General features: G+C 73.0%; 2 protein-coding genes. Both read right to left on the bottom strand.

Features of this window, described 5'->3' with window-relative positions; translation table 11 throughout:
• The coding region (locus PKA89_RS18870) for a hypothetical protein (protein ID WP_324422150.1) at positions 1 to 629 on the bottom strand (629 nt) is incomplete at its 3' end.
• Between the two features lie 165 nt (positions 630 to 794).
• A partial coding sequence (locus PKA89_RS18865; RefSeq protein WP_324422148.1) for an AAA family ATPase occupies positions 795 to 2,042 on the bottom strand: 1,248 nt, incomplete at its 5' end.

Raw genomic sequence — 2,042 nt, 5'->3', positions numbered from 1 at the left:
GTACCGACTCCTCGAACACGGCCCCTCACCGGCTTGACCAACCATAGGAGCGTCGGCGGCAGGTGGTGCCGGAACCGCAGCGAGCGGTGGGCCAGCCGACCGGCGACGAGGAAGAGGGCTCCGACGACCACCAGCGGGACGACGATCACACCCGAGGACGTGGTGAGAAGGTGACCCGGACCGGGCCCCCCTCCGGACCGCCACTCGTCGAGGAAGCCGATCGACGTGGCGGCGAGCTGCACGACGCCGAGGACGACGAGCAGGAGCCCGGCGAGCACGGTCTCGCGCAGGGCGAGGACGGCGAGCGAGACCCCGACGACGAACACACCGATGGCCACCACCGGGCCGAGCGCGTCCCGGTCGACGAGGTTCAGGGTGGAGTCCAGGATCGTGACGGCGGACACGAGACCGGTCAGCCCGACGAAGACCGTGGGCACAGCCGAGTACGTCGTGAGCGCCAGGAGGCAGAGCACCACGCCAGGGACGAGCCACGCGGCGGTGCTGCCGATCGCGGCCCACGTGCTGAGGTCCTCGAAGGCGTAGCCGGCGACGAAGAGCCCGCCGACCACTCCGAACAGGACCATCACGCCGAACGCGGTGTACGTGAGGATCTTCGCGGTGCCTGCCATGGCACTCATCCCTTTCACCGGGACCGGGGCGACGCGGTCACTGGCGGGGTGCCCGACGGAGCGGTCGCCCTCGGTCCCAGTGTCCCGCGATGACGTCGCACGCCGCTGTGCGGTACGTCACGCCGCACCGTCGGCGTCCACCCCGCCTCCGGAAGGGGCGTCGGGTCAGGCGGTGGCGGCGACGTCGCGGATGCGCTGGCTGACCACCGTCGTCACGCCGTCGCCGCGCATCGAGACGCCGTAGAGCGCGTCGGCGACCTCCATCGTCCGCTTCTGGTGCGTGATGACGATGAGCTGGCTGGAGTCGCGCAGCTCCTCGAAGAGGGTGATGAGCCGGCCGAGGTTGGTGTCGTCGAGCGCGGCCTCGACCTCGTCCATGATGTAGAACGGGCTCGGCCGGGCCTTGAAGATCGCGACGAGCAGGGCGACGGCGACGAGCGAGCGCTCACCACCGGAGAGCAGTGAGAGCCGCTTGACCTTCTTGCCCGGCGGACGGGCCTCGACCTCGATGCCGGTGGTCAGCATGTCGTCGGGGTCGGTGAGGACCAACCGCCCCTCGCCGCCGGGGAAGAGCCGGTCGAAGACGCGCTCGAACTGCTCCTTGGTGTCGTAGAAGGCCTCGGTGAAGACCTGCTCGACCCGCTCGTCGACCTCCTTGACGATGTCGAGGAGGTCGCGCTTGGAGCGCTTGAGGTCCTCGAGCTGGGTGGTGAGGAAGGTGTGCCGTTCCTCGAGGGCCGCGTACTCCTCGAGGGCGAGCGGGTTGACCTTGCCGAGGGCACCGAGGGCGCGCTCGGCGCGGCGAAGGCGCTTCTCCTGCTCCTCGCGGACGAAGGGCACCGGCTCGGGCAGTGCGTCCGGGTCGTCGTCGGGCCCGGCCACGTGGGGCACCGGCTGGTGCGGCCCGTACTCCTCGGCGAGGACCTCGGGGACGACCCCGAGCTCCTCGACCGCCCTGGCCTGCAGCTGCTCGATGCGGGCCAGCTGGCGGGCCCGGGCCATCTCGTCGCGGTGGGCGGCGTCGGTGAGGTCGCGCAGCTCGTCCTGGACGGTCGTCAGCTCCTGGCGCAGGCCGGCGGCGACGCGGTCGCGCTCGGCCCGCTCGGCCTCGGCGGCGTCCCGGAGGGTGCCCGCCCGGACCAGCGCGGTGGCGACCCGGTGGACCGCCCACCCCGCCGCCTCGTGGACGGCGGCGGCGACCTCGGCCTCGCGGCGCCGCTGCTCGCGGCGCTCGCGCAGGCGCTCGCGGGCGGCGATCTCGTTGCGGGCCGCGCCCTCGAGCGACTCGGCGCGACCGGCGAGCGCGCGGGCGCGCTCCTCCTTGGTGCGCAGGGCCAGGCGGACCTCGGTCTCGGCGGTGCGGGCCCGGCTCGCCTCGAGCTCGAGGCGGTCGCGCTCGTCGGTCGAGGGGTC

Origin of the sequence: Phycicoccus sp., from assembly GCF_035325325.1 — a bacterium.
Lineage (GTDB): Bacteria > Actinomycetota > Actinomycetes > Actinomycetales > Dermatophilaceae > Phycicoccus.
Note: the sequence above shows the minus strand (reverse complement) of the source record. Positions and strands in the feature narration are given on the sequence as shown.